At 71.8% G+C, this 25,534-nt stretch carries 26 protein-coding genes; 13 read left to right on the top strand and 13 right to left on the bottom strand.

Annotated features, from left to right (window positions below; genetic code table 11):
- The first annotated feature begins 7 nt into the window (after positions 1-7).
- The 5 genes from ACH34T_RS19250 (at position 8) to ACH34T_RS19230 (ending at position 3,636) form a co-directional block, all read left to right on the top strand.
- Complete coding sequence (locus ACH34T_RS19250) at positions 8-607, top strand: superoxide dismutase (protein ID WP_395993535.1); 600 nt, start codon at positions 8-10, stop codon at positions 605-607.
- Between the two features lie 182 nt (positions 608-789).
- Entirely contained in the window at positions 790-1,650 is an 861-nt protein-coding gene (gene larE, locus ACH34T_RS19245) for an ATP-dependent sacrificial sulfur transferase LarE (protein WP_395993534.1), read from the top strand.
- Positions 1,647-2,306, top strand: a complete 660-nt coding sequence (locus tag ACH34T_RS19240; RefSeq protein WP_395993533.1) for an AIR carboxylase family protein — start codon at positions 1,647-1,649, stop codon at positions 2,304-2,306. The genes larE and ACH34T_RS19240 overlap by 4 nt, the downstream gene beginning before the upstream one ends.
- Positions 2,303-2,911, top strand: coding sequence for a nickel pincer cofactor biosynthesis protein LarB (larB, locus tag ACH34T_RS19235; RefSeq protein ID WP_395993532.1), 609 nt, complete (start codon positions 2,303-2,305; stop codon positions 2,909-2,911). The genes ACH34T_RS19240 and larB overlap by 4 nt, the downstream gene beginning before the upstream one ends.
- Entirely contained in the window at positions 2,908-3,636 is a 729-nt protein-coding gene (locus tag ACH34T_RS19230) for a LarC family nickel insertion protein (RefSeq protein WP_395993531.1), read from the top strand. Before larB ends, ACH34T_RS19230 begins: the two co-directional genes overlap by 4 nt.
- Before the next feature lie 43 nt (positions 3,637-3,679).
- Here ACH34T_RS19230 and ACH34T_RS19225 read toward each other — a convergent pair whose 3' ends face one another.
- The 10 genes from ACH34T_RS19225 to ACH34T_RS19180 form a co-directional block, all read right to left on the bottom strand.
- Positions 3,680-4,615, bottom strand: a complete 936-nt coding sequence (locus ACH34T_RS19225) for a lysophospholipid acyltransferase family protein (protein ID WP_395993530.1) — start codon at positions 4,613-4,615, stop codon at positions 3,680-3,682.
- Positions 4,612-6,189 (bottom strand): lactate racemase domain-containing protein, encoded by a 1,578-nt coding sequence (locus ACH34T_RS19220; RefSeq protein WP_395993529.1) that lies wholly within the window; start codon positions 6,187-6,189, stop codon positions 4,612-4,614. Before ACH34T_RS19220 ends, ACH34T_RS19225 begins: the two co-directional genes overlap by 4 nt.
- Entirely contained in the window at positions 6,186-7,427 is a 1,242-nt protein-coding gene (locus tag ACH34T_RS19215) for a zinc-binding dehydrogenase (protein WP_395993528.1), read from the bottom strand. Before ACH34T_RS19215 ends, ACH34T_RS19220 begins: the two co-directional genes overlap by 4 nt.
- The gene (locus tag ACH34T_RS19210) at positions 7,424-9,748 is read right to left on the bottom strand and encodes an HAD-IB family hydrolase (protein WP_395993527.1); all 2,325 of its coding nucleotides are present in this window, start codon (positions 9,746-9,748) and stop codon (positions 7,424-7,426) included. Before ACH34T_RS19210 ends, ACH34T_RS19215 begins: the two co-directional genes overlap by 4 nt.
- Positions 9,745-10,665 carry a hypothetical protein gene (locus ACH34T_RS19205; RefSeq protein ID WP_395993526.1) on the bottom strand — a complete coding sequence of 307 codons (921 nt, stop codon included), beginning with the start codon at positions 10,663-10,665 and terminating at the stop codon, positions 9,745-9,747. The genes ACH34T_RS19210 and ACH34T_RS19205 overlap by 4 nt, the downstream gene beginning before the upstream one ends.
- A 10-nt stretch (positions 10,666-10,675) precedes the next feature.
- Positions 10,676-12,673 (bottom strand): sensor histidine kinase, encoded by a 1,998-nt coding sequence (locus ACH34T_RS19200; protein ID WP_395993525.1) that lies wholly within the window; start codon positions 12,671-12,673, stop codon positions 10,676-10,678.
- A 116-nt stretch (positions 12,674-12,789) separates the two neighbouring features.
- On the bottom strand, positions 12,790-15,432 hold the full coding sequence (locus tag ACH34T_RS19195) for an AAA family ATPase (RefSeq protein ID WP_395993524.1): 2,643 nt from the start codon (positions 15,430-15,432) through the stop codon (positions 12,790-12,792).
- Positions 15,433-15,551: 119 nt separating this feature from the next.
- Positions 15,552-16,166: a DNA-binding response regulator gene (locus ACH34T_RS19190; RefSeq protein WP_395993523.1), complete on the bottom strand. Its 615-nt coding sequence runs from the start codon at positions 16,164-16,166 to the stop codon at positions 15,552-15,554.
- 74 nt (positions 16,167-16,240) lie between these two features.
- Positions 16,241-16,915: a TetR/AcrR family transcriptional regulator gene (locus ACH34T_RS19185; RefSeq protein ID WP_395993522.1), complete on the bottom strand. Its 675-nt coding sequence runs from the start codon at positions 16,913-16,915 to the stop codon at positions 16,241-16,243.
- Between the two features lie 111 nt (positions 16,916-17,026).
- Positions 17,027-18,052 (bottom strand): ABC transporter permease, encoded by a 1,026-nt coding sequence (locus tag ACH34T_RS19180; RefSeq protein WP_395993521.1) that lies wholly within the window; start codon positions 18,050-18,052, stop codon positions 17,027-17,029.
- 175 nt (positions 18,053-18,227) lie between these two features.
- Between ACH34T_RS19180 and ACH34T_RS19175 the strand changes: the two genes are divergently transcribed.
- The gene (locus ACH34T_RS19175) at positions 18,228-18,896 is read left to right on the top strand and encodes a lysophospholipid acyltransferase family protein (RefSeq protein WP_395993520.1); all 669 of its coding nucleotides are present in this window, start codon (positions 18,228-18,230) and stop codon (positions 18,894-18,896) included.
- Positions 18,897-18,903: 7 nt separating this feature from the next.
- Here the strand turns inward: ACH34T_RS19175 and ACH34T_RS19170 are convergent, their stop codons facing one another.
- Positions 18,904-19,635: a PaaX family transcriptional regulator C-terminal domain-containing protein gene (locus ACH34T_RS19170; RefSeq protein WP_395993519.1), complete on the bottom strand. Its 732-nt coding sequence runs from the start codon at positions 19,633-19,635 to the stop codon at positions 18,904-18,906.
- A 260-nt stretch (positions 19,636-19,895) separates the two neighbouring features.
- On the opposite strand from ACH34T_RS19170, the gene ACH34T_RS19165 reads away from it, so the two are divergent.
- From ACH34T_RS19165 to ACH34T_RS19135, 7 genes are all read left to right on the top strand, one after another.
- Complete coding sequence (locus tag ACH34T_RS19165; RefSeq protein ID WP_395993568.1) at positions 19,896-20,660, top strand: crotonase/enoyl-CoA hydratase family protein; 765 nt, start codon at positions 19,896-19,898, stop codon at positions 20,658-20,660.
- Positions 20,661-20,697: 37 nt separating this feature from the next.
- A complete protein-coding gene (locus tag ACH34T_RS19160) occupies positions 20,698-21,945 on the top strand; it encodes a cytochrome P450 (protein WP_395993518.1) in 1,248 nt (415 codons plus the stop codon).
- A gap of 90 nt (positions 21,946-22,035) precedes the next feature.
- On the top strand, positions 22,036-22,314 hold the full coding sequence (locus tag ACH34T_RS19155; protein WP_395993517.1) for a hypothetical protein: 279 nt from the start codon (positions 22,036-22,038) through the stop codon (positions 22,312-22,314).
- Entirely contained in the window at positions 22,289-22,807 is a 519-nt protein-coding gene (locus tag ACH34T_RS19150) for a DUF6879 family protein (protein WP_395993516.1), read from the top strand. The genes ACH34T_RS19155 and ACH34T_RS19150 overlap by 26 nt, the downstream gene beginning before the upstream one ends.
- A gap of 10 nt (positions 22,808-22,817) precedes the next feature.
- Positions 22,818-23,657 (top strand): helix-turn-helix domain-containing protein, encoded by an 840-nt coding sequence (locus ACH34T_RS19145; protein WP_395993515.1) that lies wholly within the window; start codon positions 22,818-22,820, stop codon positions 23,655-23,657.
- 101 nt (positions 23,658-23,758) lie between these two features.
- Complete coding sequence (locus ACH34T_RS19140) at positions 23,759-23,968, top strand: DUF397 domain-containing protein (RefSeq protein WP_395993514.1); 210 nt, start codon at positions 23,759-23,761, stop codon at positions 23,966-23,968.
- 60 nt (positions 23,969-24,028) lie between these two features.
- Positions 24,029-24,463 (top strand): hypothetical protein, encoded by a 435-nt coding sequence (locus ACH34T_RS19135; protein ID WP_395993513.1) that lies wholly within the window; start codon positions 24,029-24,031, stop codon positions 24,461-24,463.
- Positions 24,464-24,733: 270 nt separating this feature from the next.
- Here ACH34T_RS19135 and ACH34T_RS19130 read toward each other — a convergent pair whose 3' ends face one another.
- Together ACH34T_RS19130 and ACH34T_RS19125 are read right to left on the bottom strand one after the other, a co-directional pair.
- Complete coding sequence (locus ACH34T_RS19130; RefSeq protein WP_395993512.1) at positions 24,734-25,171, bottom strand: PIN domain nuclease; 438 nt, start codon at positions 25,169-25,171, stop codon at positions 24,734-24,736.
- On the bottom strand, positions 25,168-25,401 hold the full coding sequence (locus ACH34T_RS19125; RefSeq protein ID WP_395993511.1) for a type II toxin-antitoxin system VapB family antitoxin: 234 nt from the start codon (positions 25,399-25,401) through the stop codon (positions 25,168-25,170). The genes ACH34T_RS19130 and ACH34T_RS19125 overlap by 4 nt, the downstream gene beginning before the upstream one ends.
- Positions 25,402-25,534 lie beyond the last annotated feature (133 nt).

Genomic DNA, 25,534 nt, shown 5'->3' with positions numbered 1-25,534 from the left:
TGGCGGTATGGCTGACTACGCGCTTCCTGATCTGCCCTACGACTACGCCGCTCTGGAGCCCGCCATCACGGGGGAGATCCTGGAGTTGCATCACTCCAAGCACCACGCCGCCTACGTGAAGGGCGCCAACGACACGCTGGAGAAGCTGGCGGAAGCGCGGGACAAGGAGCAGCACGGCGGGCTGGTCGGGCTGGAGAAGACGTTCGCGTTCAACCTGTCCGGGCACGTCCTGCACTCGATCTTCTGGGACAACCTGTCGCCGGACGGCGGCGACCGTCCCGACGGGGAGCTCTCGGCGGCGATCGACGAGCACTTCGGGTCGTTCGAGGCGTTCCGGAAGCAGCTCACTTCGGCTACCGCCACCGTCCAGGGGTCCGGGTGGGGTGTGCTGGCGTGGGAGCCGCTGGGGGAGCGGCTCGTCGTGGAGCAGGTCTACGACCACCACGGGAACGTCGGGATGAACACCACGCCGTTGCTGGTCTTCGATGCGTGGGAGCACGCCTACTACCTGCAGTATCGGAACGTGCGGCCGGATTACGTGGAGAAGCTCTGGTCGCTCGTGAACTGGACGGACGTCAAAGCGCGCTTCGACAAGGCCCGCGGCTGACCGCCGGGGGCGCCTAGACCGCGGCGCCCTCCAGGCCGGGATCGTGCTCAGAACCCTTTCCTTGCGGCCTGGAGGGCGTCGTGCCATGTCCATGGTGAAGTCGCCGGTCGGATGACGGATTCGCCTATGCGGCGCGTGCGTCTAGCCTCACGAGGCGGAGGACGACGCCGAAGGAGAACCGCATGGCCCACAGCCTCGTTTCACCGGAAGTGACGGCGCTGCCCAAGGTCGCGGCGTTGCGCGAGGCGCTGGCGGCGCTGCCCGGTGCCGTCGTCGCCTATTCGGGCGGGGTGGACAGCTCGCTGCTCGCCTACCTCGCGCACCAGGAGCTGGGGGACAGGGCGCTCGCGGTGACGGCCGATTCGCCTTCGCTGGCCCGGGCGGAGCTGGCGGACGCGAGCGTCCAGGCCGAACGGCTCGGGATGCGGCATCGGGTCGTGCAGACGCGGGAGCTTGAGGACGAGCGGTACGCGGCGAACAGGGCCGATCGGTGCCGGTTCTGCAAGGAGGCGCTCGTGTCCGTGCTGGCCGCGGTGGCGGCTGAGGCGGGGGACTGGCCCGTGCTGCTGGGCGTGAACACCGACGACCTGGGCGATCACCGGCCGGGGCAGAGTGCGGCTCGGCGGATGGGGGCGCGGTTCCCGATGGTGGACGTGGGGTTGAGCAAGGCGGACGTCCGGGACGCGGCGCGAGAGCTCGGGCTGCCCACGTCTGAGAAGCCCGCTTCGGCGTGCTTGTCGTCGCGGCTCGCGTACGGGGTGCCCGTCACGCTGGAGGCGCTGCGCCGGGTCGAGGACGCCGAGGACGCGCTCCGCCGCGCCGGGTTCGGCGGACGGCTCCGCGTCCGCGACCAGGGCGGCGACCTCGCCAGGATCGAGGTGGAGGCGGCGGACATCGGACGTGCGGCGGAGCGGGCCGGTGAGCTCGTCGCGCTGCTCAAGGGCGCCGGATTCCGGTACGTGACGCTGGATCTGGAGCCGTACCGGCAAGGGAGTCACAATGCCGTCCTGGGGCTGCCGCGTGTGCGGGCGGCGGGCACATGAGCGTCGACGAGCTGGGGTTCGCTCGCGTCGACATCGGGCGGGGGCGGCGGCGCGGACATCCTGAGGCCGTCTACTGCGAGGGCAAGACGGTCGCGGAGGTCGTCGCCATCGGGGAGAGCCTGATCCGGGCGGGTGCGATCAACGTGCTGGCCACGCGGGCGGATACGGAGACGCTGGACGCGCTGCGTGCCGCGTTTCCCGGCACGGTGGTGCATGAGCGCGCCCGGCTTGCGGTGCTGGCGCCCGTCGCGGTGTCCGGGACGGGACGGGTCGACGTGGTGTGCGGCCGGCCCGAGGACGAGGCCGCCGCTGAAGAGGCTGCGCTGGTGGCGGAGGCGATGGGGAGCCGGGTCGTGCGACGGTATGACGCGCCCGTCCATGATCCGGCTGCCTTGCCGGGATGGGTGCGGGAGCAGGACGCGCCCGGGGTGTTCGTCGTCGCGGACGGGACGGGCGGCGCGCTACCGACGCTGGTGTCGGGGCTCACGGAACGCATGGTCGTGGCCCTGCCGACGTCGGCGGGGGGCGAGCAGGCCGGGCGGGCCGCGCTGCTGTCTGCGTTGAACTCGTGCTCGCCGGGCGTGGTGGTGGTGAACATCGACAACGGATACGGGGCCGGGTACGCCGCCCATCTCGTCAACGCGGCGGGGTCATGAGGCGTCCGATCGTCGCCGTCGCCGAAGCGGCCGGACTCGACGCGGACCAGGTGCGGCAGCGCGTCAAGGAACTGCTCGCCCGTGACGCCGAGGCGGCGTTCCTGCGGCGGGCGTCGCGCGGGCAGTACGAGGCGGCGAAGGAGGCCGCGCCGGGCGCCGTCCATCATCCGCGGTCTGGGCTGGTCGTGCTCACGCGTCCGCTGCCTTCCGTGCCGGTGCCGGTCGCCGTCCTGTCGGCGGGGACGGCCGATCTGCCGGTGGCGGAGGAGGCGTTGGCGGGGGCGGCCGCGTTCGGGCTGGACGCCGCGCTGATCGCCGACGTCGGGGTCGCGGGGCTGCACCGGCTGCTGGCCGTGCGGGAGCGGCTCGACGAGGCGCGGCTCCTCATCGTCGCGGCGGGGATGGACGGGGCGCTGCCCTCGGTCACGGCGCGGCTGACGTCCCGTCCCGTGGTCGCGGTGCCGACCAGCGTCGGCTACGGGAGTTCGAGCGGCGGGGTCGCGGCGCTGGCGGCGTTGCTGTCGTCCGGCGCTCCGGGCCTCGCCGTCATGGGAATCGACGACGGGCTCGGAGCCGCGGTACTAGCGCGAAGGATGCTGATATGACGAAGATCGCCTATTTCAACTGTTTCGCCGGGGTGGCCGGGGACATGGCGCTCGGGTCGCTGCTCGACGCGGGCGCCGATCTCGGCGAGGTGCGGGCCATGCTGAAGGGGCTCGACGTGCCCGGCTGGTCCCTGGACGTCGAGCGGGTGTCGCGGCGCGGGATCGCGGCCACGCGGGCGATCGTCGGGGTCGAGGACGACGCCGTGTCCCGGACGCACGCCGTCATCAAGGAGCTCGTCACCGCCGCGCCGCTGCCGGGACGGGTGCGCGAGCGGGCGCTGAACGTGTTCCGGAGGCTGGCCGAGGCGGAGGGCGCGGTGCACGGGATGCCGCCGGAGAACGTCCACTTCCACGAGGTCGGCGGGCACGACGCGATCGTCGACGTCGTCGGGACGTGCGCCGCGCTTGAAACGCTGGGCGTGGACGAAGTGCGCGCAGCGCCCATTCCGGTCGGGCGGGGCTTCATCCGGTGCCACCACGGCCTGATCCCCAACCCGGGGCCCGCGGTCGTCGAGCTGGTGGCCCGCGCCCGCGCGCCGATCCAGGGGCACGACATCGACGCCGAGATGGCCACCCCGACGGGCACCGCGCTGCTGGTGACGCTGGCGGACGCGTTCGGCCCGATGCCGTCGATGACCGTCACCGGGAACGGGTTCGGCGCCGGGACGAAGATCTTCGGGGACTTCCCCAACGTCACCCAGGTGGTCCTCGGCGAGACCGCTTGACGGTGGGGCGCCGTCGGACGCCGTTGGCCGACGGCGCCCGCGCTCAGCGGCGGCGCCAGATGCGGTGGTGGCTGGACGACGGCGCCTGCGGCCGCGTCGACTCCCACTTGCGGCGCCATTCGGACGCGTCCGGTCCGCGGGGGGCGCGGCGGCGGTTGGGGGCGTGCAGGGACGTCCACCAGTCCTCGTCGTGCTCGACCCACAGGCGGCCGATCTCGTCCTCCAGGCGGGTGTTGAACGCGCCCGTCGACTCGTCCGGGCCCGGTTCGAGCGGCTTGCCGTACCGGACGGACACGACGGGCCGTCCCTTCTTCGGCCAGAACCCCCCGCGCGGCATCGCCTGGTACGTGCCGCGCAGCACCAGCGGCACGGCCGGGACGCCCTGCTCGCGGCACAGCAGCGAGGCGCCCATCCGGAACCGGCGGGCCCAGCCGTCCGTGGAGCGGGTGCCCTCCGGGTAGATGAGCAGGCTCCATCCGTCCTGGAGCAGTTCGGACGCCAGGTCGAGCGCCCCGCCTGAGCCGCGCCGCTCGATGGGGAACGCGTTGAACGTCAGCGCGGTCGCGACCGCGCGCCAGCGGGCGTCGAAGAAGTAGTCGGCGGCCGCGGCGACCGCGACCCGCTGACGCACCCGGGCGGGCAGCGAGCCGAGGATCAGCGGCGTGTCCAGGTGGCTCGCGTGGTTCGCGACGAACACGACCGGGCCCCTGAGCTCGTCGAGGACGTCCGCGCCGTGGATCTCGGGACGGGTCTGGCTCCACGTGGCCGTCCTGAGGACGCCGTCGAACGCGACCTTGCGGGCCGCGATGGCGAGCGGCGTTCGCGCCCACTCGGTGGGGAACGGGCGGCTGCGCGGGCCCTCCTGCCACGGCTGCGCCGACCGGGGGGCCGGGGCGCGGCCGCGCCAGTCGCGGCCCCGGCGCAGCAGCCGGACCTCTTCGACGAGCTTCATCCGGCCGCGCTTTCCGCCGCCGCTCATCGGACGTCCGCCAGCGTCATCGGCGGGGTGTGCAGGTAGGTGAGGGACGGGCTGCGCCCGACCGTCTCGCCCGCCATTTCCAGCGCGTCCGCGAGAGTGCTGGCCGCGCGGAACCCGAGCCGGGACGCGACGCGCCGGTCCGCGCCCACGCAGATGACGTCGCCGAGATGCGACAGCGCGTGCGCACCCCAGTACCACATGTAGAACGGGTGGACGCCGTGGTACGCGTACGAATTCCGGTACAGGTGGACGTACCAGGGATCGGTCGCGTACTGCTCCTCGTACTTCGTCTCGATCGTCGCCGGGTCGGTCGTCTGCGTCAGCACCTCTTCGTAGAAGTCGATGTACGACGGGTGGTGCAGCGGATGGAACTCCGACTTCATCGGGTGGTACATGATGAGCGCGCCGCCCTCCCGGACGAGCGGCTTGTTCTTGTACATGTTGAAGTAGTAGCCGAGCCCCAGGCTGTACACGAGGATCGGGTTCATCACCGAGTTCACGTTGTACGGGCACAGGTACGGCAGGCCGAGCATGAGGACGTCCGACTGGCCCTGCACCTCGGTGAGCTGCTGCCGGTGCACGTTGGCGAGCGTCTTCTCATGGACGAGGTCCGTAGCCCCCGCGTGTACGCCCGTCACCCCGTAGGGGGCGCGCATGTTCTGCCACACCCGGTGCCGTGCGCTGGCGGGGGCGAGGTCGTTGGCGCGTTTTCCGGCGAGGAATTTCGCCTGGTCCTTGAGAGTCCACTCCCATTCGCGCTTGTTCAGGAACTCGAACGGTGACGGGAACTGGTCGTTGTTGACCGTGCACTCGATGTGGAACACGCGCACCGACTCGGACAGCAGTTTGTGCATCCGGTCGTACGAATGGTGCATCGCCGAGTTCGGCGGGTCGTTGAACGAACGGGAGTGCCGCAGCGTGTGCACGTTGTGGTGGTGCCGCAGGCTCTTGTACGACGCCAGCCCCACCGACACCGACTTCGCGCCGCCGCTCATCGCGACCAGCGTGATGTTCACGTACACGATGAGGTCGCTCTCGGCGGCCCGCTTGTTGATCTCGACGTCCTCGCCGTGCCGGGTCTGGCCGAGCAGGGTGAGGTTGTCGCGGTCCTCGGCGTCGTGGTTGCCGAGCTTGTCCGGCCAGAACGAGTTGAAGACGCGCTCGCCGACGATGTGCTTGATCTCGGCGGGCGTCATCCGGCGGTGCAGCGCGTTGCCGGCGATGAGCTCGACGTCGTCCACCCCGGCGGACGCGGCCATCTCCAGCACCTGCTCGATGACCCGGCCGCGGACGTCGGGCGCCCGCATCGGCGGCAGCGGCAGGGACAGGTCGTCGAACACGATCGTCAGCCGCATGCCGGAGTGCAGCAGTTCGGGGAGCGGCTCGCTGCCGAGCGGGTGCAGCAGCGCGTCGCGGATCCGGCCGGTCACGTCGCGGACGCCGGGCAGCGAGTCCGGCGGGTAGATGACGCGGGTGCCGAGCGGGAACCGCTCCAGCCGGAACCCTTCTCCTTCGTGCACGAGAAGCGGGGGGGTCCGCTCGTCCACCTCCAGCACGAGTCCCGGTCTGCTCATCCAACGGCTCCTTCGCGATCGAGGTGGTCGGGGGTATCGCCGTTCGGTGGTCGGCGGTCGCCGTTCTGCGGATCAAAGGCGATCTTGACGCTGCCGGAGCGTCCGGCGGACAGGGCGTGCGACAGCGCGTCCCGCCAGCGGGTCAGGGGGTAGACGCTGTCGACGAAGCCGTCGAGCGCGTCGTGCGAGGCCAGGTCGATCGCGGCCTGGAAGTCGTCCGCGCCGCGGCTGGCGTAGGAGCCGACGATGTTCAGCTCCCGGTACCAGGCGGGCGTCAGGTCGGCGGGCTTGGACGGCATCCCGGACAGCAGCACCGTCCCGCCCGCGCGGACGAGCCGCAGCGCCGTGTCGAGCCCCTCGCCGCCGGTGCACTCGACGACGATGTCGGCGCCGCCGAGCAGGTAACCGGGGCCTAGCTCGGGCCGGACGAGCGAGCCGCCCGTGATGCGCCGCAATCCGCGGAGTGCCGCCGACGGGTCGATCGTCTCGGTGGCGCCGAGCGCGCGGGCGCGGCGCCGCTGGCCCGCGTGCCGGGCGATGACCGTGATCGGCCCGGCGGGGGTCAGCTCGCGGAGCGCGAGGACGGTCAGCAGCCCGACCGTCCCGGCGCCGACCACGACGATCGACGTCCCGCGCGGCACGTCGATCCGGCGGACGGACCGCACCGCGCACGCCAGCGGCTCCGCCAGCACGGCCCGCTCGGACGCCAGCGACTCCGGCACCCGGTGCAGCTGGGTGCGGTGCGCGACGAGCCGCTCCGACCAGCCGCCGCCCGTGTCGGCGCAGAACCCGGTCTGGAGCCCGGACGAGATCCGTCCGGCGTTCACGTGGTCGCAGCGGTTCTCGTTGCCCTCCGCGCAGGGCGGGCACGGGCCGGTGCCGCGCGCCCGGCACGGCAGCACCGGGTCCAGGACGACGCGGGTCCCGGTGGGCATGCCGTCGCCGGCGTCGTCCATCAGCTCGGCGACGACCTCGTGGCCCGGCACGAACGGCATCGAGGTCAGCGGCGCCAGGTACGGGGAGACCTTCCCGGCCGCCATCGCCAGGTCGGAGCCGCAGATCCCGGACAGCACGGGACGCAGCCGCACCCAGCCGGGCCCCGGCTTCCCGGGCGGGGGCTTGGACGTCAGCCGCAGCGGCGCCAGCGACGGCACGGCCGCCGGACGCAGCCGTCCTGGCAGCCGCGCGGCGGCCAGGTAGCGGGCGGGGGAGCGGTGGTACTCCAGCGCCAGGATCATCGGACCCCACCTTTCTGGGATGCGCCTTCCAGGGCGGCGTCCAGGAGCGTGGAGACGGCGCCGGAGTCGCCGTCCCAGTCGGCGATCGTCCAGCGCTGCCGCTTCGCATGACGGTACAGGCGGGCGTCGGGGTTGACGGCGACGGGGTTCCCGACCTGCTGCAACACGGGCAGGTCGGAGTAGTGGTCGCCGTACGCCCAGCTTCCGGCGAGGTCGACGCCCTCGTCGCGGGCCCAGGCCCGCAGCCACGCGGCGCGCGCCTCGCCGATCAGCGGCGGCTGCTCGAAGCTGCCGGTGCAGCGTCCGTCGACGACCCGGAGGCGGGCGGCGAGCATGTCGTCGAAGAGCGTGCGGAGCGGCTCGACGAAGACGTCCACGGCGCCGGTGAGCAGGACGGTGCGGTGCCCGGCCGCGCGGTGGTTGCGGATGCGGCGGATCGCCTGCGGCCAGGCGCGGCGCAACAGCACGTCCCCGAGCCTGTCGCGGGCCAGCGCGCGCAGCTGTTCCTCGTCCGCGCCCTCGTAGCGCTGGACGAACTCGCGGAGGAACTCGCCGCGGTCGCGGTGCTCGGTGCGCAGGTAGTGCGGCACCTTCCGCAGGACGGGCAGCAGCGTGCTCGGCCAGGCCTTCAGCGGGGCGTCCAGCAGCCGGGCCCACAGGTGCGCCTCGACGACGTCGGACGCGATGATCGTGCCGTCGAGGTCGAACACGGCGACGACGTCGCTCCGCTCCTCGAACGCGGCGGGCGGCTTGGCGGGGCGCGCCGACGTCCCGATCGGGCGCGGCTGCGGGGCGGGCGCCTGCGCGTGCCGGAACGCGGAGGTCACGGCCGGGCAGTGCACGTCGCGGAGGTAGTGCGCCCAGTCGATGACGGCCGAGTCGCAGCCCGCGCCGTCCGGCAGCGACTGGTCGAGCGCGAGCGTGGCGCCGTCGGCGTAGACGACCTCGGCGGCGCCGTACGCGCCGTACAGGTCGCGGTAGCGGCGCAGCATCCGGACCTCGCGGCCCTGCTTGTACAGGTTGCGCTGCCAGCCGCGGGTGCGGTCGCCGCTGGGCAGCGCCATCAGTGCCTTCTCGGCGAAGTCCATGGCGCGTTCGGCGGTGCCGAGCATGCGTTCGGCGCGGCCTTCGCTGAGCAGCGTCAGCTCGCGCGGACGGATCGCCCCGCGCCCGTCGGTGCCCGGCAGCGGATGCTCGTCGAAGTACTCCTTGACGAGCTCGACCAGCCGCTGCAACGACAACGGGTTCCGGGCCCCGGACCCGACGTGGTAGTACGCGGGCGTGCCCGGCTCCGGCGGCACGGCCGCGGCGGCGAGCAGCGCGCTCACCACCAGGTCGACGGGGATGATGTCGACGATGCCGTCCGGGATCCCGGCGAGCGCCCGCAGCATGCCCTGCCCGTAGGCGAGGATCAGCGGGTCCGCCATCTTGAACCCGTCGATCCAGCCCGGGTACGGGAGCTCCAGGCTGCTCTCCACGATCGCGGGACGGACGATCGACAGCGGCACATCGGTCGCCGTCTGCTCCGCAGCGCGCTCGCCGAGAGCCTTGGTCAGGGTGTAGACGTCGGGCCAGCCGAGGCTGCGGGCCCGTTCCCGCCCGTACGCGACGAGCCGGTCGTCAACCTCCTCGCGGCGGCGGCGCTCGGTGTCGGCGGCCACGGCGGTCGGGCCCGCCTTGCCCTGCTCCTTCAGCGCGGCGGCGCGGAGGCGTCCGAGCACCTCGGGACGCCGCGAGTCACGTTCCACCGACCGGCGCGCCTCGACCGCGCACTCCAGCTCGGTCTCCCAGTCGATGGCGTGGTCGAGGGTCGTCTCCGGGACGATGCCCTTCCGCGACCCCGCCACGTACGCCGTGGACACGTGCACGATGTGCGGCGTCTTCCCCGACCGCTGCCCGGCCCGCCGGACGGCCTCGTACAGCGCGACGGTGCCGACCACGTTCGTCTGGAACGCCTCGTCGATCGGCGGGTCGAACGACACGATCGACGCGCCGTGGATCACGGCGTCGATGTCGTCCGGCAGCTCCGGCACGGACTCGGTGAGCTCGGCCGCGACGACCCGCACCCGCTCCCGCACGATCTCGCGGGCCGCGTCGTCGCCGACCCGTTCCCGCCACGGCCAGAACACGGGCTTGGTGACCAGCTCGTCCAGCCGCTGGCCGGCGGTGACGCCCGGCTTCTCGCGCAGCACCGCGACGACGCGCGTCTCAGGATGCCGGGACAGGATGCGTTCCAGCAGCGCCTGCCCGATGAAACCGGTGACTCCGGTGAGCAGGACCGTCCGTCCCGCAAGGCCGTCTGGCGTGGGGGCATCGTTCATGCTGCTTGCTTCTCCCTGTGTACGCCGGCGTGGGCGAGCGCCCAGTCGGAGGCCATTCGGGGTACGCGGTCGCGGGGGAGGCGCTCCAGCGAGCGGAGCCGCGCCTTCTGCGCGAGCGCCGCGTCGGCGAATCCGGGAAGCTGCGCGATGGTGGCGTCGAGGCGGCGCAGCCGGTCGAGCCCGTCGTCGTCGCCGAACAGCCAGACGAGGGCGAAGTCGCTCTCCTCCTGCGGGCGCAGGCCCGTCCCCACGGGCGCCCACAGCCGCTCCATCGCCCACCGCGCCATCCGCCGCGCCCGCGCGCTGCGCTCCAGCCGGCGGCGCGCCTGCGCCCGGTAGAACGCGAAGTGGCGGCGCTCGTCCTTGATGATGCGCCGCAGGATGTCGCGGAGCACCGGGTTGCCGCTCTTCTCGATCATCGACTGGTAGCTGTTGATGGCGCTGAGCTCGTTCATCGCGCCCCACGTCATCTGGATCGCGATGAAGTCCTTCGACAGCGCTGAGCCGACCATCGACGCGAGATGCCCGGTGTAGACGCCGCGGCCGAGCGCGCGGCGGATCCGCTCGTTGCGGGCGACCTTGGTGGGGTACGGCGACGCGACGGTCACCCGCTCGCGGTCGGGCGCCAGCGTGAAGCCCGCCTCGCCGAGGAACCGGGAGAACGCCTCACCGTGCCAGAACTCCTCGTAGATCCAGCAGCTCATGAACGCCGTGATCTCCGGGTCGAACGCGGCCCGGGTCGCGAGCAGGTCGCGCGCGTACATCACGGTGTGCGTCTCGATGTCCATCATGAACGTCAGCGTGCGGGCCTCCGCACCCGAGACGGGGTAGGCGGAGATCCTCTCCCACTCCACCCCCGACAGATCGACCGCCTTGGAATTGCGCACATAGCGGTCAAGGTCGAAGTCCTGCTTCATGACCGGAACGCTAGGCACGGAAGGGGAGGGGCGAATCCGTCATGTGACGGGGCACTTCCCGCGTGCCCGAACCCGCAGCTAGAGGCACCTCTGCGACGAGTGTGAAACCGCCTTTGCCGTCCGTCCCGGCGGAGAGGGAGCCGCCCAGCGCGCCCGTGCGGGCCGTCAGGTTGGACAGGCCCTTCCCGGTGCCCGGGTCGGAGCCCGTGAACGACGGCGGGATAACGCCGTCGTTGTGCACCGTGAGCCGTACCGCACCGTCCTGGACGGCGACGGTGACGGCGCAGTGCTCCGGATGCGCGTGCCGCAGGACGTTGGTGACGGATTCGCGGAGCACGGCGGCCAGCACGCCGTCCACCGGGGCGGACGGCGGCAGGTCGGCCTCGTCCGGCAGGTCCACGTGGACGTCCGCGCCCGCGGCGGCGAGCGCGGCCCGTGCCGACACGGCCTCGTCGCGGAGGGACAGGGCGGGGTCGTCCTCGGCGACCGCGCGGGCCTCCGCCCGGGACCGCTCCGCCAGGTCGGCCAGCTCGCCGATCTCGGCGGCGGCCCGGGACGGGTCGGACGTGACGAGCCGCCGCGCCAGCTCCGCCTTCACGGTGATCGTCGACAGGCCGAGGCCGAGCAGGTCGTGGACGTCGCGGGAGATGCGCAGCCGCTCGTGCAGCGCCGCCATCCGCGCCAGCCGCTCCCGGGCGACGTCGACCTCGCGGGCCAGCATCGGCAGCCGGTACAGCGCGTAGACGACCACGCCGATCTGCACCGAGATCGCGGACGTGTAGAGGTGGAACAGGGCGCCGTGTGACGTCCACAGCGCGGGCACGCACCACGCCACGATGGTCAGCGAGAACAGGATCCATGCCCAGCGTCCGCGCGAGACCAGCAGCACCGAACCGGTCGCGAGGCACGCCATCGTCGCCCACTCCTGGCCGAACAGCGCGTACGGGACGAAGACCAGCAGGATCTGCGCGGTGAGCGTCCACGCCCCGCCGCGCGGGCGCCGCCTGCGCAGGACGGTCGACGAGTGCCGCAGCACCAGCGCGGAGATCGCCACCGTCACCGCGACGGCCGCGGCGGTCGCGCGCCAGGAGCCGTCCGTTCCGGCGTAGACGTAGATGACCTGCTGCCAGGCGAAGCCGACGGTCAGGATGACCATGATCGTCCAGGCGAGGCGGGACTGCGTCACGCGGCCCGGACGCTCCCGCCGCCTGGACGGTCCCTGCAGCGCCCCGACGATCGACCGGACGTCCGTCGCCGCACGCCGGGCGGTGCGGGCGACCTCGTCCAGGTCGTCGCGGGCCGCCGCGGCGTCGACCGGGAGGCGGTCGCGGGCGCGCCGGCTGACCTCCTCGATCCGGGTGAGCGCCGCGCCGAGCACCGCGCGGAGGCTGCCCGCCGCCTCCAGCCGCTCCCGCGCCGCCGCGGCCGCCGCGAAGTGCGCCCGCGTCGCGTGCAGCTCCCGGACGAACCCCGACAGCCGTGTGATCGCGTACATCGAGATGCCGACGTTCACGGTCGCCATCACGCAGAACGACACGTCGACCGCCGACCAGCCCTGGTAGTAGCGCAGCAGGCCCTCACCGGCCGCGACGCCCGCCACCATGAACCACGACAGCGGCGGACGCAGCAGGAGCAGCATCGACCCGGCGAGGAACCCGCCCACGACCGGATACCAGTCGGTGCCGAACACCAGCAGCGGCAGCAGGGCCAGCGCCGTCTGCACCGTGAGATGTGTCACGATCACCCAGCGGCGGGGCCGCTGCGACCGCGGCCCGTACAGGACGAGCAGCCACTGCACCCCGAAGATGCCGATGATCACGGCGGTGGCGGACAGCATCATGTGGGACGGTCCCGTCTCCGCCTGCTTCACCAGCCGCGTCTGCAGCATCAGCACGAGGTACATGCCGGTGATCGCGCGCGCGAAAAGGGGCGTACGGCCCGCGCGGCCACTCGGCTCCGCGGGCGCGTCTCGCCGCCGTTCGGGCTCGTCCTGTCGCGCCCTGGTCACGCTCTGCTCACCGGCCCCCCAACGCCGTCCCATCGGATGATGAAACGCCGGGGCCGCCGGATCAAGGGAAATAAGCGCTTGAATATTTTTCGGGAGGTGGTTTTGTGGCGCGAGCGTCAGGCGGGGATGTGCCGGTGGAGTTCGGCCCGGGACGCCACGCCGAGCTTCGGGAACGCCTTGTAGAGGTGGTAGGCGACCGTCCGGTGGCTCAGCCGCAGCCGGGCCGCGATCTGCCGGTTCGTCGCGCCGGTCATCGCCAGCCGGACGACCTGCATCTCCTGCGCGGTCAGCTGTCCGGGCAGATCGTCACCGCCCGTTCTGATGCCCTGGCCCGCGGCCCGCAGCTCGCCGCGCGCCCGCTCCGCCCACGGGACGGCGCCGAGCCGCTCGAAGATGTCCAGCGCGGCGCGGAGCCGGGCCCTGGCCTGCGCGCGGCGCCGCGACCTGCGCAGCCACTCCCCGTACAGCAGCTCCGTGCGGGCGCGCTCGAACGGCCGCCCGCCCTCCCGGTGGGACGCGAGCGCGAGCGTGAAGTGCCGCTCCGCCTCGTCGGGGTCGGCGGTGAGCAGCGCCCGGCAGCGGGACGCGACGCCGTCGGCCCACGGCTGCCCGGCGTTGCGGGCGAACGCCTCCAACCGGGCCATCGCCTCCGCGCCCGCCTCCTGGCGGCCGGTCACGGCGGCGGCTCCGACGGAGTCGGCGAGGGTCAGGATCTCCGGCGGCGTGGACGCCGTGGTGTCGCGGCGCGCGTCCTGGAGGTGTTCCAGCGCGTCGTCGGGACGTCCCAGGCCGAGGGCGAGCAGGCCGAGCGCGGCGCCGACCCGTCCGTCGGCGGAGAGCGCGCGGCAGCGGACCTCGTCGCCCTCGACCGCCGCCTGCCGCGCCTGGATCGTCCGGAGCACGGCGGCCTGGCGTCGCTGGCCCGCGTCCTCGGCGATCTCCAGCGCCTCGCGGGCCAGCGCGCGGGCCTCGTCGTGCGCGCCGTGGAAGAGCCGCGACCACGCCTGGACGGCCAGCGCGCGCGGCACGAGGCCGTGCAGCCCGCGGCGGCGGCACCGGTCCACGAGGTGCGCGGACATCTCGGCGGCGGACGCGTCGTCCCCGGCCAGCAGCGTCACCTCCGCGGCGAGCAGCCGGAGCCGCTCGTCCTCGATGGGCACGCCCGCGAGCAGCCGCCGGGCCGTCGCCGGGTCGTCGTCGAGCAGTGCTGACAGCGCCCTGAGCATGACGGACGCCTGTTCTTCGTCCGGAAGCCCGTCCGCGAACCCGTCCCTTGCCTGGACGGCCGTCGCGCGATCTCCGCACGACCACGCGTGGAACACGGCCTCTTCCAGCATCCGTGACCGGAGCTCCGGATCGCCGTAGGCGCGGGCCCGCTCCAGCAGCAGACGTCCGGCGGTCTGCGGGACGCCGTGCTCCAGCTCGACGCCCGCCCGCACGATGTCGACCCGCGCCCGCGTGCGCTCCGCACCGCCCGTGCGGGCTGCCTCGTCGGCGAGCGTCCGGGCGCGGCCGAGCCGTCCGGCGGCCAGTTCCGCCTCGGCGGCGGCGGCGAGGCGGCGGGCGCGGACCTCCGGGTCGCCGGCGAGGCGGGCGGCGCGCTCGTAGGCGGACGCCGCGCCGGACGGGCCCGACCGGTCCAGGATGTCGGCGGCGGCGGACTCCAGCTCGGCGGCGACGGTCTCGTCCGTCCCGAGGGCGGCGGTGGCGAGGTGCCGGACCCGCAGGTCCGTGTCGCCTCCCCGCGCGTGCACCGCGGCGAGCGCGCGGTGGACGGCGATCCGCCGCGTGACCGGAACGCCCTGGTACGCGGCCGCGCGCAGCAGCGGATGCCGGAAGCCGATCGCGGCCCGGGACACGGTGACCAGGCCCGCGTCCTCCGCCGCCTCCAGCGCGTCGAGCGGGACGCCGAGGTCCCGCGCGGCCTGGACGATCGCGCCCGGCTCGCCGGAGTCGTCGGCGGCGGCGACGGCGAGCAGCAGCCGCGCCGGTTCGGGCAGGTCGCGGACGGCGCGCTCGAACTCCGCCGGGACGTCGGCGAGCCGTCCCGACCCGGCGGCGGCGAACGCGAGCAGGGCGAGGGGGTTGCCGCGTGCCTGCTCCACCAGGTCGTCGCGCCGCTCGGCGGGCAGGTCGGGGGCGCGCTCGTCCAGGAGGAGCCGCGCGTCCTCGCTTTCGAGGCCGGTCAGGTGGAATTCCGGGAGTCCGGTGCGCGACCAGCCGCCATCGCGCATTGCAATGTTGCGCGTCGTGATGTCGCGTATCGCGATGAGGAAGACGATGCCGCGCGACGCGACGCGGCGGGCGGCGAACAGCAGCGCGTCCGCCGATTCCCGGTCGAGCCACTGCGCGTCGTCGATGAGACACAGCAGCGGGGCGTCCGCGGGTTCGCCGAGGAGCGTGAGCAGGGCCAAACCGATGAGGAGCTTGTCGCCGGAGTCGGGTCGGGCCAGACCGAGCGCGGCGCGCATCGCGGCGGCCTGCGGGGCGGGCAGGGTGTCGATGCGGTCGGCGCGGTCGGCGAGGAGGAGGTGCAGGGCCGCGAACGGGATCCCGGACTCCGCCTCGATCCCGCCGCCCCGCAGGACGCGCATGCCCGCCGCCCGCGACTCGGCGCGGTCCAGCAGCGCGGTCTTCCCGATCCCGGCCTCGCCGCGCAGGATCAGGACGCCGCCGCCCGCGCCCGAGCGGGCGCCGGCGAGGAGCCGATCGATCCCGGCGGCCTCGGCCGCGCGTCCGCGCAAAGGTTCCCCCACCATGCCCCGGAGCGTGTCACCGCGCGTTCGCGCTGGCCAGTGCGGTGCGCACCGATCCGCATGTGAATCGCCCGAGGGTCGGACCATGCGTTTCTCATACGCGCGTCAAACCCAGATCTTCGTCACACCCAGCCGAACTCGCGGGCGATCCGGACCGCGTCGATCCGGTTGCGCGCGTTCAGCTTGGTGATGCAGCTCGCCAGGTAGTTGCGGACGGTCCCGACCGTGAGGCTGAGGACGAGCGCGATGTCGTCCACGTCCGCGCCCTCGGCCGCCAGCCGCAGCACCTGCGCCTCCCGGGGGGTCAGCGGGCTCTCCGGCTGCCGCAGCGCGACCAGCGCGAGCTGCGGGTCGACGACCTGCTCGCCCGCCGCGACCCTGCGGATCGCGGCGGCGAGCTCGGCGGGCGGCACGTCCTTGAGGACGAACCCGTTCGCGTGCGCGTCGAGCGCGCGCCGCAGGTCGCCGGGACGGCCGAGGCCCGTCAGGATGAGCACGCGGCACTCCGGCAGCCGCTCGTGCAGCTCGGCGGCGGCGGTGACGCCGTCGACGCCGGGCAGGTCCACGTCGAGGACGGCGACGTCGGGACGGTGCCGCAGCGCCGCCTTCACGATCGCGTCGCCGCTGGCGATCTCCGCCACGACCTCCAGGTCGGGTTCCAGGTCGAGCAGGCCGGTCAGGGCGCCGCGCAGCAGCGCGACGTCCTCGGCCAGCAGGATCCGGATCGTCTCGGGCACGCTAGGCACCGTATCCACCGGCGCCCGCGTGACGTCACCGTTCAGGCCCGTCATCGATGATCACGTCCTCGCGGTCATCCGTCCGGGGACTTCCGCCGCTCGCGGAAGACCGCCCTGATGAACAGTTCGGTGTGTCGCATCGCCCGCGCTCGGGCGTCCTGCCGTTCCTCGGGCGCGGCGTCGGCGTGCAACCACAGTAGCCGCGCCTGGCCGATCGGCCCGAACAGGGCCCAGGCCAGGTCGGCGGGGCGGCCCAGGTCGGCCGGGATCCAGCCCGCGTCGATCCACCGCTGGAACAGCGAGCCCGTCTCGTCCATGGACCGTCCGATGGTGTCGCCCATCGCGGCGCTGTGGACGAGCCCGTCCCGCACCATCAGGCTGATGAACAGCCGTCCGCTGGGGGAGTCCCAGGCGTCGAGGACGTGCGCGACCAGCGCGCGGATGTACGCGGCGGGGTCGCGGTCGGCGAGTTCCGGGTCCAGGCTCTCCCGCCCGGTGACGAGGCCCTGCGGCCCCAGCTTGGCCACGGCCGCGTCGAAGATGTCCTGCTTGCTGGCGAAGTGCGCGTAGAGGACGCTCTCGCTCAGCCCGACCTCGCGGGCGATCGCGCGGATCGAGGTGCCCGTGTACCCCTTCTGCGCGAAGAGCCGCAGCGCCGCCTCGACGAGCTCGGACTTGGTGTCCCCGGCCTGCGTCTTCGGCGGGCGTCCCGGACGCCTGCGCGCCGTCCCCTCCGGCCTTGTCGGCACCTCTCGCTCCCTCCCGTTCCCCATGACCCGTTCGTATTACAAGTGCAGCGTGCCGGACAGGTCCACCGGTCCGCCCGGTGAACCTGCCTTCGGCCTCGGGCCGCGGTCGCCTCATGAGCTCGCGGCGGGTTCCGTCGCGGCGGCGTGGTTCCGCCGCCGCGCCTTCTTCGGGACCAGGACCAGCGCGATCCCTGCGACGGCCCACAGTGCCAGCACGAGCAGCGGCCCGCCGGTCGCGTTGCCGTCGAAGTAGACGGTGTTGCGCACGGCGTCGATGGCGGCCGCGACGGGCAGCCAGTCGCCGATCGCCGCGAACCACTGGGGGATGAACTGCGGGCCGATCGGGCCGCCGCTCGCCGGGACGCCGATCGGGATGAACAGCAGCACGGCCAGGGCGAGCGCGGGCGGTCCTGCGACGCGCAGCGCGCCCGCGGCGAACGAGCCGACCGCGAACACCAGCAGGGCGGCCAGCCCCCACAGCTCCAGCGGGGCGCCGGTGAGCGCGCCGGTGAGTCCGGCGGCGACCCAGGCGTTGACCCCGCCGACCGCGAGGGAGCCGGCCGCCAGTAGCGCCGTCCGCTGTCCGGCGCCGGCCTTCGGCGCGACCACCGCGAGCATGACGGCCAGGATCACGGCCGGGATGACGGTCGTGATCACGAAGAAGATCGCGGACACGCCGTTGTTGTCGTCGGCGGGCAGCGGCCGGACGTCCTCGACCGCGACCTGCTGCCCGGTGGCCTGGCCGACGCCGTGGAACGCGGTGGTCAGCGCGGCCTGCTCGATCTTCCCGTTGGCCCCCGCGAGAATCAGCTTCGCGCCACCCTGCGCAGCGCCCTGGCCTGCGCCACTTTGCCCGGAAGCGCTCTGCCTGGGGACGAAGACCGCGTCGACGTCGCGTTCGAGCAGTGCGTCCCGCGCCTTCTTCTCGTCGCCGTAGGCCTTGAGGTCGAAGGCGCCGTCGGCCTTCGCGTCCATCATCGTGCCGAGCCGGTCGACCGCGTTCCGCGGCGCGACGACGGCGACGGGCACCTCGTGCGGCTCCAGCTGGTGCAGGGCCCCGAGGAACGACCCCGCGAAGATCAGGCCGATCAGCGACACCACCACCATGACGGCGACGGGCTTGCCTCGCTCATGCATCTCTGCCTCCTTGCTCGATGCGCGTCCTGCTCACGGTCTAAAATAATCGCTCGTTCGATTAATTACCAGTGCGTGCGCATGAGGCTGGTCACATGGCGGATGCGAACCGGCGCGAGGCTTCCTAGATTCGGGCTCGCGCACCCCGTCCCCGGTGCGCCGAGTCACGGGAGGCTGCGTGTACTACGGTGTCTTGTCGCGCACGGTCGGGCCCCTGCTCCGCGTGCTGCTGCGCCCGCGAGTCGAGGGCAGGGAGAACATCCCGGCCCACGGGCCGTTCATCCTCGCGAGCAACCATCTGTCGATGGCGGACAGCTTCGTCCTGTCCCCCGTCATCCCGCGCCGGCTGTGGTGGCTGGCGCGGGCCGAGTACTTCGAGCTGCCAGGCCGGGCCGGACGCGCGATCCGGTGGGGCATGCTCGCGCTGGGGAACGTCCCGATCAGGCGCGGCCCCACCCGCGCCGCCGTCGCCGCCCTGGAGCAGATGGTCGGCTACCTCGACGCGGGCGGCGGCGTCGCGATCTATCCGGAGGGGAGCCGCTCCCCGGACGGCCGCCTCTACCTGGGACGCAGGGGCGTCGCGTGGCTCGCTCTCAAGTCCGGGGCCAAGGTCGTCCCCGTCGCGCTCGGCGGGACCGACCAGATCATCCCGCTGGGCACGTGGCGGCCGCGGCTGAACGTCCGTCCCACGGTCCGCTTCGGCGAGCCGATGGACTTCTCCCGCTACCGCGACCTGCCGCCCGGGCAGGCCCGCCGCGTCATCACCGACGAGGTCATGGAGGCCATCCACAAGCTGTCCGACCTGGAATGGGCCGGAACCCTGAACCCCCGCGCGGACGACGAATAGCGGCAGCTCAGGTCAGGACGTGCTCGCTGAGGAGCTGCTCGAACTCGCTCTCGAAGTGCTCGTACTGGACGCGGAGGTTCGGCCCCGGCCAGCCGGACGGGAGCAGCTCGGCGGGTAGCAGCGGGTCGTTCACCAGGTGGCGGAGGATCGCGGCGGCGAGGGTGAAGCGCTCGGCGATCGCGGTGGCCTCCGTCAGGGCCGTGCTGAGCGCGTGCGCCTTGGCGGCCCAGGCGTCCAGGTCCCAGAGGGCGGCGGCCAGCGTGGCGGGCTCCTCCTCCGGACGTCCCTTGAGGAACGTGCACTGGCGGACGACGATGTCTGGCCGCCGCCGGGTCAGGTTCGCCGGACGCAGCCAGGTGCCCTCGCGGAGCTCGGCGAGCCGGAGCGCGGACATGGCCTGCCGGAGCGCGGCCCGGTCGGCGGCGGGTCGCCGCTCGGCGGTGATGACGGCGATCTCCCAGACGCCGTCCCAGGGGAGCACGGGGGGCAGGCGGCTCTCGTCCTGCCGGGCCTGGCGTTCGAGGAGGCGTTCGGTGAGCGCGTACGTGCCGCCCGCCTGGACGAGGTCGCCGGAGTTCACCATGCGGGACAGCGCGACCCGGATCGTCCCCTCCGCGATCCCGAACAACTCGCCGACGCGGACCAGATAGCGGGCCGGGAGCCGCGGCGGATGGACGCCCAGCAGCGTGCTCAGGACGACGGAACGGGCGGTGAGCGGGCGGATCTGAAGGCTGTCCATAACTGGCCGAAATCGTATCCCGACCGGCGGAGACCCTCCCCAGATTGCAGCCTTCCATCACGCGAAGCTGAATCGTAATGCACCCCCGACCGGGGCCGCAGCGGGCGGCATGCGAACGCGCCGACCCGGGTATGGACCGCAAGGCCGTCGTCGCGCGCCGTTACGCCCGCCCGCGTCCCGCCGACGCCGGAGGATCTGGAACGCGTGAAGGACCTGGCCGGCGGCCGTGGCCGATCGGCGGACGGGAGGTTCCGTTGACGGTGCGGGTCGAGCGGGACGGGGCGGTCATGACGGTCGTCATGTCCCGTCCCGAGACCCGGAACGCCGTGGACGGGGCGACGGCCCGCGCACTCGCCGACGCGTTCCGCGCATTCGACGCGGACGAGGGCGCGAGCGTCGCCGTCCTGTGGGGCGAGGGCGGGACGTTCTGCTCCGGCGCCGACCTCACGTCGATCACCACCGGGCACGGCCCGCGCGTCGACCCGCCTCCGGCGGACGGCCCGCTTGGCTGCACCCGGATGCGGCTCACCAAACCGGTAATCGCGGCCGTCGCCGGACACGCGGTCGCGGGCGGGCTGGAACTGGCGCTCTGGTGCGACCTGCGCATCGCCGAGGAGGACGCGACGTTCGGGGTCTACTGCCGCCGCTGGGGCGTCCCGCTGGTGGACGGCGGGACGTTCCGTCTCCCCAGGCTGATCGGCACGAGCCGCGCCATGGACCTGATCCTCACGGGCCGTCCGGTGAGCGCGCGAGAGGCGTTCGACATCGGCCTCGCGAACCGCCTTGTCCCGCCGGGAACGTCGCGGGCGGCCGCTGAGCAACTGGCAGCCGAACTGGCCGGGCACCCGCAAACGTGCCTGCGCGGCGACCGCCTGTCGGTACTGGACACCGAGGGCCTGCCGGAGGACGAGGCGATCGCCGCCGAACACCACCACGGCCTCGGATCGCTGGACGACGCCGCCCGCGGCGCGGCCGAGTTCGCCAAGACCCGCAGGCGCGCCGGGACCCCGCGGGCGGGCGAGTAAGTTGATCACGCGGAACACGTGACGGAGGAGCGGACGCATGACGCTGACCGTGGACGAGGCGGGACTCGCCATCGTCGACCCGAGGACCTACGCCGACGACCGCCTGCTGCACGAGTCCCTCGCGCTGCTGCGCCGCGAGTCGCCGGTGCACCACGTGGACGCGCCCGGCTACAACCCGTTCTGGGCCGTCACCAAACACGCGGACGTCATGGAGGTCGAGCGCAACCACCAGCTCTTCATCAACGCGCCGCGACCGATCCTCGCCAGCGCCACCCTCGACGCGGTGAACCGGCAGCGGGCGGAGGAGGGCATCGCGCTGCGCACCCTCGTCCACATGGACGACCCCGACCACCGGGTCGTCCGGGCGATCGGCGCCGACTGGTTCCGGCCCCGGGCGATGCGGGCGCTGGAGCCGCGCGTCCGGGAACTCGCCCGGCGGTACGTCGACCGGATGGCCGACGCGAGCGGCGAATGCGACTTCGCCCAGGAGATCGCGGTGCACTTCCCGCTGTACGTGATCCTCTCGCTGCTCGGGCTGCCCGAGAGCGACTTCGGCCGGATGCTGAAGCTCACGCAGGAACTGTTCGGCGGCGACGACACTGAATTCCAGCGCGGGGCGTCGAACGAGGAGAGAATCGCGGTCCTGCTCGACTTCTTCGCCTATTTCCAGGGGCTGACGGAGGCGCGGCGCAAGGAGCCGACCGACGACCTCGCGTCCGCGATCGCCAACGCGCGCGTCGACGGCGAGCCGCTCAACGACTTCGACACGGCGTCCTACTACGTCATCGTCGCGACGGCCGGGCACGACACCACCAGCGCGACGATCGCCGGCGGCCTGCACGCGCTCATCGAGCACCCCGACCAGCTCGACCGGCTCCGTGCGAAGCCCGACCTAATGCCGCTCGCCGTGGACGAGATGATCCGCTGGGTCACGCCGGTCAAGGAGTTCATGCGCACCGCCGTCCACGACTGCGAACTGCGAGGCGTCCAAATCCGCGAAGGCGAGTCACTCCTGCTCTCCTACCCGTCCGCAAACCGCGACGAGGAAGTCTTCGAAGACCCGTTCCGCTTCGACGTCGGCCGCGACCCGAACAAACACCTGGCCTTCGGATTCGGCGTCCACTACTGCCTAGGCGCGGCCCTGGCCCGCATAGAGGTCCGCGCCTTCTTCGAAGAACTGCTCCCCCGCCTAACCTTCATCGAACTCGCCGGAAAACCAGAAGCCATCGCAACAACGTTCGTAGGCGGCCTAAAACGCCTCCCCATCCACTACACCCTCAACTAGCGAACGCTGTCATAACGGACGCGGTGGAGCAGGTCGCCGCCGCGTTAGCTGCCCCTTTGACAGACGGTCCACCTCGTTTGATGCTTTTTCATGCTTGAGCAAAGTCAAGCAACCTGCATCTGGAGGCAGAATCATGCGGCTGCGGTTCCTGGGCAAGGACACGACCAACGATCAGTCCCGACGCTGTACGACGCCGATGAGACGTACAACGGCAAGGAGGTGTACGTGATCCAGGGCTGGAAGGTCGCGGACGCCGAGACTCTCGCCCAACTCGACATGCCGGAGCACGAGACTGCCATCATCGAGCCGAAAGGACTGATGAAGCACCTACCGAAGGCGACCGATGGAGCCGACACCGATCAGCCGTGAGGACTTCCGCGGGCTGTTCCGCTCGTCCAGCCGCGCGTTCCACCTGGAACTGAGGGACACGTACGGGGTCGACGAGGAGAACGGGCCGTTCCTCGCCTGGCTGAACGGCGAGCCGGACGACTACCGGTGGCGTAGGTCGTGGCTGACTCACGTTCGCGAAGTCACCTCGGCAGGGGTCTCCGTGCAGCGCCTTCGGGTGGTGACCGAGCCGCACACAGACTACGTACGCTGGGAGATCGCCATGGACCCGGCCAACGTCGAGGCCGGTGAAGATGTCCGCTACCTGCCTCGTCACCTGTCCAACGGCATCATGTTCCCGGACGAGGATTGCTGGCTGTTCGACGACGAGAAACTCGTGTTGAGCCTTTTCCAACCGGACGGTCGTTCCGGAGGATTCGCCCTCGCTGACGATCCGGGCCTCCTGAACGAGTATCGGCGAGCCCGTGACACGGGCTGGTCCCGAGCCATTCCTTCGGCCGACTACGCGATCTGACCTGAGCCCGTTGTCCACTCCAGCCCGTCAAGCCCGGGACGCCCTCGGCACCCGGCTCAGGGACATTCGCAAGGACGCCGGCCTGACCGGCCTGGGATTGGCCGGCCGCGCGGGCTGGCATTCGTCCAAGGTCAGCAAGATCGAGCATGGCAAGCAGAATCCCACCGAGGACGAAATCCGCACCTGGTATCGGCTCTGCGGCGTCGACGACCAGGTCGGCGACCTGGTCGCCACGATGCGCAGCATCGAGACGATGTACGTCGAATTGCGTCGGCTCCATCGGGCCGGTACAGCCGAACAGCAGCGGAAAATCATCGAAGAGGAGCGGCAGACCAAGCGCCTGCGCGGCTTCCAGATGTTCCTCGTCCCAGGGCTCCTTCAGACGGCGGAATACGCGCACGCCAGGCTCACCGAGGGCATAGATCTACTCGGCTTGCGGGATGACGTCGAAGCGGCCGTTCAAGCTCGCATGGAACGGCAGCAGCTCCTCTATCGAGGAGACCACCGGATTCACATCGTGGTCTGCGAGGTCGCCCTGACCGCAGGCATGGCCGATACCGGAATCATGCTCGGCCAACTGGACCGTCTGCTCGCCGTCTCCTCATTGCCGCGGCTACATCTCGGGATCATCCTGACACGGGCGGCGCACGGCTATGCCCCCATGTGCTCGTTCTGGATCCATGACGAGCGCATGGTGACGGTGGAGACCATTTCGGCCGAACTGAATCCCACGCAGCCGCGAGAGGTCGGACTGTACCTGCGGGCCTTCGCCCGGTTCGCCGCCGCCGCCGTCTACGGGGCCGGCGCCAGGACGCTGATCGAAGCCGCCCGCCGCACTCTCGCGAGCTGAAGCAAAGCCGAGCAAACTGCTTCAGCCAACGTCTTGGCCCTCCTACCGTCGGCATATGAGCACGGCGACCAGCCGTGCTGGAGGCTCAAGGAGAGAAGCAGATGAACCGACCGTATGAGTTCGTCAAGGGCATTCTGTGCAACGGGGAGAACTCTGGGTGCGGGTGCGTGGAGGTGGCCGCCAATCTGGCGGACGAGCCGGACGGCATGGTCGCGGTGCGCGACACCAAGACCGGCGGCGTGCTGGAGTTCGACCGCCACGAGTGGGAGGGCTTTATCAAGAGCGCCAAGAACAACGAATTCGACATCTGACACAACACGCCTGGCCCCGTCCTTCCCTTGGCGGGGCCGGTCCGCTGAGGGGCCGAGTCCGTGACCGTCCACCCATTCGACTACGACGCCTACTGGCGGGACCAGACCCGCGACGACTGGCGGAAGCGCGGACTGCACTGGCACTGCTACACGTCCCGGATGGACGGCAACGCCTACGGGGACGATCCCGCCCGTCGAGATCCGAACAGCGAGCTGGCTCCCCGCGAGATTCGCGACTGGCTCCGCAAGCCGCCCCGTGCGATCCGGCAGATGCCCGCGTCACCCGAGGAGGCGATCAGGTGGCTTCGCGCTCAGTGGGAGCCGGTCAAAGAGCAGATCGGACGGGAGGCAACAGCGATCTCTGATGAGACACGGTTCGGCACCGCGCTCTACAACCTCCGGTGCGGCAACGACGTCTGCTGGGGGTTCTGGCTGACCGCCTCCCTTCACCTGCACCTTGCCATCGTCGCCACCGACGAGAAATGCCACCCGTAGCACCTTTGGCGGCAGGCCAAGCCGACCCGCGGACTCAGCCCGGAGAGGTGCTCGGCCGACCGTCCATTGAAAAGCTGAGGCCCCCCGGCTGAGCCGGGGGCCTTGTGTCGGGGGATTTACAGGTCGTGGTCGCCGTTTTTGATCTGGTGGGTGAGGGTGTGCCAGGTGGTGGCGTTGCCTTATGCGCTCAAGGGACGCGTCAGTCCATAGCTCGATCGCTGATGCGGTCGACCGTTACAGCGATGATCTGCCGCTCGCGGGGCTCCTGGCCTAGCGCGCCTTGGGCACGTCGAGGGTTCCGGGTTCGGCCAGCCACTGCATCGTCTGGCCGGACACGTCGGCGATCTGGTCGAAGTCGCGGTCGTAGTGCAGGAGAGTGACGCCATGCAGGTCGGCGGTTGCGGCGACAACCAGGTCAACGGGGCCGGGGGCGCGGTGTTGCCCGCGGGCCGTCAGTTCCGTTTGAACCGCCAAGGCGCGCTCATACACCCGATCGGGCACGGCGAGCCAGCCGAACACCTCTCCCAACTCGTCGAGCAGGTCGGCACGGTCGGCCGCCGACCGGGCACTGTAAAAGACCTCTAGTTCGGTGATCGGGCAGATGGCGACGAGGCGGCGGGCGAGCATGTCCTCCCATTGGGCGTACGCCCGGTCGTCGCGAAGCAGCCGGACGACGGCGGAAGTGTCGGCAAGCCAGTGAGCGGTCAAGAGACAGCAGTGTCGGCGGCGTTGGGGCGGTAGGTGTCCTTGTCGTACAGGCTGTCGAACTGCCCTGCCAAGGCCCGTTGACGGAGCCGCGAAAGGGCCCGGCGGCGGCGCAACACGGCGGTGGCTTCGGCGAGTGCCGTGTTGACCGTGTCCTTCATGGTGTCGGTACCGTACAGCTCAGCTGCGGCCGCAAGGGCTTCTTCGTCGATGTCAATCAACTTCTTGGTCACGGCCCACCCCCCATATATCCAGTCTCCAAGCCAGTATATACTCCGGTCTCTGGCCACGGCCTCGGGATGCGGAAGCGTCCGTCCAGGTTGAACGTGGGTTCGGACCAGACAACACAGAGCCCCCGACCGCTAT

This window comes from Actinomadura sp. 9N215, assembly GCF_044326345.1.
Taxonomy (GTDB): domain Bacteria; phylum Actinomycetota; class Actinomycetes; order Streptosporangiales; family Streptosporangiaceae; genus Spirillospora.
This window is presented reverse-complemented; position numbering and strand designations above follow the sequence as displayed.